Below are 5,803 nucleotides of genomic sequence, written 5' to 3' on the forward strand. Positions count from 1 at the left end.
AACAGCGTATATAAAAAATAGCTAGGCATTTGACATCAGCATTTTTTTTTGTTTATTTATAAAGTAAAAGCAAATACGAAAGATAGTTAGCTAATTATACGCTACATTTCATATACGCAAACGTTGTACACAATGCCGAAATAAACTTTATGAACACTAAAGATATTTGTTATTGGTGTTCAAATCCAGCAATTGGAGATGAACATATTCCACCGAAAGGTTTATTTCCAAAAGGTCACAGGAACAATCTGATTACGGTAAGATCCTGCGCTAAACACAATCAAGATTTTTCAAAAATTGATGAAAGAATGAGGTTTTATATGACTTCTATGGGTGGAGAATCCGAAATAGCAAAAAACCATTTTGACAATAAAACTATTCGAGGACTAAAACGAAAGGAAAGTCGCGGTTTAGCAATTGACTTGGTTACTAGCAAGTTCACGACTACAGAAGGAGACACTTTCTTCAGAGAAAATGCAACGAATTGGGATTCTTATTTTGAAAAAATCATTAAAGGTCTTTACTTCTATCATTTCAATAAAAGCTTAAAGGACAGAACTCATTTCTTTTCAAATAAAATTAGAATGCTAATGCTGTCAGCGAATGCTCATTTCTATTATCATACAATTGAACATAAACTTTCACAAGATTGGATTAACGGAAATCCAGAAAATAAAGAGATTTTTGATTACAAATATTATTATTCAGAGCATGAAAATCAATTTCTGGTAATTATGACATTTTATGAAAGCCATAAAGTTATCGGAATATCATTACCTAATGAAAAACAAATTGATCATTATAGTCTGAACTTTGAAGAGTATAACAAATTAAGAGAAGAAATAATTAATAAGCAGAAATAAGCACAGTGTACAACAAAGTATATAATCCATTGCTAGTTCTAGCCTACTTACGAATATTCCTCCGGAATATTCTATTCGGTTTTTATTTGCTAAATTAGTGACTTATACACGCAACGTATCATATACAGAACCGTTATAAAAAATAGCTCAGAACAAACTTCAATCTGAAAGTCTAGCATCAAACCAAATTATTATTTATTGTTTTTCACTCTGAAGTTGATCTCTTTTCTCAGAATTTAGATTATAATATTTATGAAATTTCAATCACTCTCAATACTGGTTGAAAAGAAAGAGAAATAGACTCTTATTACTTACAAAATGAGTAATAAGTAAAACCTGGATTAATCTTTATTAAGCTTTTCCTCTCTTCTACTCTGTATTTTCTATGAATTAAATCTAACTGTTTTATCTTTCAAACAATATATAAGTTAAAATACGACAGACTACTCTTTCGCTAAATGCTACAAAGCGTTTTGAAAAAAACACTTTTCGCTATTCAACTGTAAAAGCAAAACGCGTTTAGCTTTTCCCTTTTATTTGAACAAGCATTACGGCAAATCAAAACGTTATTACTCAAATGTTTCGCTACATTTTATAACAATGTGTATAAAAAATTGCTAGATTAGTGCTTAAATTAAGTTAGTTGCTATTTTGCCAACTTCTGAATTTCCTTCGGAAATTCCTCGCTGACAAAATAGCAACTTTTCATACACGCAACCGTTGGCAACAAGCTGAAAATCGAGGAATAATTGAGAAAAACGATTTACATAATTGCAATAATTTTATTAATAATCGGAATTCTATTATTTGAATTTATGGCTTTCAATTCTATGGTTAGTTTGAAATACGAAACACGTGAATTGACTGACTGTATTTCTCTTGTTTCTGGAATTGACTTGTGTAAAGCAATCAAAACATTTCACATTTTAGCTATTCTTTGTGGACTGACATTTATCGGACTTTTAATTTACAGAAAACGGATTTTAAAAAATTGAAAATATTAAGCAAAATATTGACTTTAATCACCATAATTTTATTCTCAAGTTGCGGAGTAAAAGAAATGGAATTCGACAAGTCTAAATGGAATGAAAGATTTGACGGATTTTATGAATATCGAGAAAATATGGTCCAAGACTTAATGGAAAATCATCTCGAAAAAGGAATGGAATTAAAAAAAGTCATTGGATTATTAGGAGAACCTGGTAATTATCAAATTAAAAAAGAAAACGAAATTACTTACGAAATAATGGTTGATTATGGTTGGAACATAGATCCAATGGAAGGAAAAGAATTATACGTAGAATTTGACAAAGACTCAATTGTAATTGATTTTAGATTAGAACATTGGGAACATTAAAAAATAAAAGCCAGTTGCCAACACCGTATATAATTTATTGCTAGCTTCTCGCCTACTTACGAAAGTCCTCGCGGACTTTCTTGGTCGGTAATTATTTACTAAATTAGTTGCTTGAAACACGCAACAAACCATATACAAACACGTTGTGCGTCATCTAAACCCAGCATTTATAAATGAACAATAATTTATATTCTTCAGTATACAGAAACCTTGAACGTGAGTTTATTTACCTATCAAATTTAATACATATAAATGATGAACAGATTAAAATATATTCTATAAAAATAACAGAATTATTAATTAGAACTGTAGTTGAAGTCGAATCTATTATTAAAGAACTTTATTTTTTAAATGAAGGGACGAAAACAGATGATAAAGATTTATTTTTTGACACTGATTGTTTTGGGCATTTAGAAAGTAAATGGAAACTAAGTAAAAAACTAATATTTGTTTCATCACCAAATTTATATTTTGACAAAGAGGAAAATAAAATTATAAATCCTTTATATAAGGCAAATAAAAGAGGATCAAGTTCTTCTGATTGGTTACAAGCATATCAAGCTGTGAAACATAACAGAGGGAAAAACTTAAAAAAAGGAAACCTAAAACATTTAATTCGTGCATTGGGAGGATTATATATTTTAAATATATATTACAAAGACACAACATTTAATCTTGAGAATGATGGAACTGCAACTAATTTTGATACTAGTTTAGGTTCAGAACTCTTCTCTGTAAAACTTCATAATAGTAGAAGCATCAGTACAAAAGAAATACTTACAAAACGAAAAGATTTTGAAGAATGTATTTATTTAATAAAAGCTACAGACAAATCAAGAGAAGATATAATAAATGCTTTTAACGATATTAATAATAGTGCGCAAGAAAAATTTAACAGAGAAATAATAAAAATACCAAAATTTGAAAACGGAAATATAGATGAATATCATAAAACTCTAAAAGACACTATAATCAAATTAAAAAAAACATCTGAAAAACAAGCTACAAAAGAAAATGGATTGAAACTCAAACAATCTTTAGAAAACAATAAATATGAAGCAATATTAAATAAACATCAATTTTGAAAAGACGAACGCACAACAAAGTATATAATCCATTGCTAGTTCTAGCCTACTTACGAATATTCCTGCGGAATATTCTATTCGGTTTTTATTTGCTAAATTAGTTGCTTACACACGCAACGTATCATATACAGAACCGTTAGCAATAATTATGAAAACAAAGTTAACCATCTTATTTCTTTTAATAATGAGTTTTACTTTTGCCCAAAAAGTAAGCATTATTGGCTTTGCTAAAAACTCAAAAAAATTAGGTCCAGAAATTGAAATTATTGTAAATGATACTTTAAATAAAATAATTAGCTCTGAAAAATTGAAATACCCAGAATATGAAAAGGTATTCTACGACGAAAACTATAGAGTAATAGCTGACAAGAATGGGAAATTTGAAATAAACGTAAAACTTACTGATTCCCTTTACTTCAGTTCTTGGGAACATATAACAGAATCTTACCTTGTAAGTGACTTATTAAAGAAAGAATACATTGAAATTAAACTAAAGCCTGAACCTTGTGAGGAATATATTCCTTGTAAGGAGAAACCTAGTAAACTATACGTTTTTATTGGTAAAAAAATTAAAGTAGATTATTCAGACCACATAAAGTATTGTGATATGATATCAATGGATACAAAGTATGATGCTGAATATGCAATTCTTGAAAACCTGTATGGGAATTTTCCAAAAGACACAATTAAATTTGTTTCTTATGACCATGCTTCGAGAAAAAGATATGACGAATACGATACTGTTTTATTATACGTCACTGAATATTGTGGGAATTTAATTCATGTAAAATATCAGTATCATGATTTATATAAAACCACAGAAGGAAAATGGGCTTCACCATATAATTCTAGAAATTATCATAACGTAGATTCAACCTTTCATATAAAGCCTAGAAAAATTGAATTTGAAAAGCCTATTGAATTTCAATTCAATGAAGAAAATATAGACTTCATTAAAGAAAAATATCCTGAACCTTACTTTGAGATTAGTAATGGAAAAGTAAAAACTTTATATGGAAATTATCCAAATGAACTTTTTGAACTCAAAAAAATGAATTCTTTAAAAATTAAAGGTTTTGTTGAATAATTAACTATTGCTAACAATGCATATATTTTATTGCTTGGTTCTAGCCTGCTTACGAAAGTCCTAGCGGACTTTCTATTCGGTTTTTATTTACTAACTTAGTGACTTAATCACGCAACAAACCATATGCTAAACCGTTGTAAGCAATTTGAAAAACCAGAGAAATTGAGTAAACTAAATCTAAACTGCTTATTTAAATTGGCTCTATCGCCAACTAGCGTAGATGATTTTAGCTATTTGGTAAATGACCCTTTATTACCAAATTTATTAAGTGAATCATCTTTTTATTTTTTATGTAAAAGACCTTGCCTATTATTTAGACAATTAGAGATAAAAGATTTCACTATAGTTGGACAAATTTATCAAACAGTTACCGAAAAAATTATTGATTTTAAACTTCCTCTTTTTCAAGAAAATATTATCTCTGGTGACAGAAGAGATATAAAATTAGGATTAAGCCATAATAAAGGTTTTAATTCTAGAAAGACTTCTAAAGAAAATTTAAACTTAAAGGATTTTGACAATATTGAATTAATTACAATTTCTGAATCAGAAGAAATAGAAAATTCCTTTATAAAATATATAACACCTGACATTATTCTTGAAAGGAATTGGAATAAAATGTGGACGTGTGAATTAAACGGAGAATTAAATCCTCAAAGCACATTTGATATTCTCTATATAGGAGAATCTGTAAAACAACCTATATGGAAAAGGTTGAATAGTCACAGTAAATTACAAAATATCTTATCTCGAGAAAATCCTTTTTACCCAGGAATGAAAATTTCAAGCGAAATAATGATACTTCTATTTGAAATAAAAAGTACTGATGATGCCAGAATGTTAAGTGAAATGAAAAAAGAAGATATTATTAAGTATATAACGCAAAAAGATAATCCTTCTGAAAAAAGTATTTTCTATGATATCGAAAAAGCATTAATAAAAGCATTTAACCCAAGATATAACATTCAGAAATATGATAATTATCCTAAAAGTACAAATGGATTATATAAAGAAAAATACCAAACTATAACTTACTCTATATCTGACCCAATAACACTAGTATATAATGGGGAATTATTTGAATGCGGAATAAATAAAACAAAAACGAACTATATTGAAGTTGATTTAGAGCAAAATGAATTAAAAATAAAAAACTGCTTACAACACCGTATATAATTTATTGCTAGCTTCTCGCCTACTTACGAAAGTCCTCGCGGACTTTCTTGGTCGGTAATTATTTACTAAATTAGTTGCTTAAACCACGCAACAAACCATATACAAACACGTTGTATTTAATAATCCCCGACTTCTGGAACTTCCCTTGTTCATTGCAAGTATCGAAACTTATGGATTAATGTCAGAGCGATAAAACTCTTACGGAATACTGGACTTACAATAAGAATTTCACCGA

At 28.5% G+C, this 5,803-nt stretch carries 5 protein-coding genes; all 5 read left to right on the forward strand.

Features of this window, described 5'->3' with window-relative positions; translation table 11 throughout:
• Positions 1-149: 149 nt before the first annotated feature.
• The 5 genes from ACFSSB_RS15660 to ACFSSB_RS15680 all read left to right on the forward strand — a co-directional run bounded on the left by ACFSSB_RS15660 (position 150) and on the right by ACFSSB_RS15680 (position 5,568).
• Positions 150-863 (forward strand): hypothetical protein, encoded by a 714-nt coding sequence (locus ACFSSB_RS15660; protein WP_379905999.1) that lies wholly within the window; start codon positions 150-152, stop codon positions 861-863.
• Positions 864-1,923: 1,060 nt separating this feature from the next.
• Complete coding sequence (locus tag ACFSSB_RS15665; RefSeq protein ID WP_379906001.1) at positions 1,924-2,220, forward strand: hypothetical protein; 297 nt, start codon at positions 1,924-1,926, stop codon at positions 2,218-2,220.
• Between the two features lie 173 nt (positions 2,221-2,393).
• The gene (locus tag ACFSSB_RS15670) at positions 2,394-3,305 is read left to right on the forward strand and encodes a hypothetical protein (protein ID WP_379906003.1); all 912 of its coding nucleotides are present in this window, start codon (positions 2,394-2,396) and stop codon (positions 3,303-3,305) included.
• 148 nt (positions 3,306-3,453) lie between these two features.
• Positions 3,454-4,392, forward strand: a complete 939-nt coding sequence (locus ACFSSB_RS15675; protein WP_379906005.1) for a hypothetical protein — start codon at positions 3,454-3,456, stop codon at positions 4,390-4,392.
• Between the two features lie 162 nt (positions 4,393-4,554).
• Positions 4,555-5,568, forward strand: coding sequence for a hypothetical protein (locus tag ACFSSB_RS15680; protein WP_379906007.1), 1,014 nt, complete (start codon positions 4,555-4,557; stop codon positions 5,566-5,568).
• The last annotated feature ends 235 nt before the right edge of the window (positions 5,569-5,803 follow it).

This window comes from Lacinutrix gracilariae, assembly GCF_042684485.1.
Lineage (GTDB): Bacteria > Bacteroidota > Bacteroidia > Flavobacteriales > Flavobacteriaceae > Oceanihabitans > Oceanihabitans gracilariae.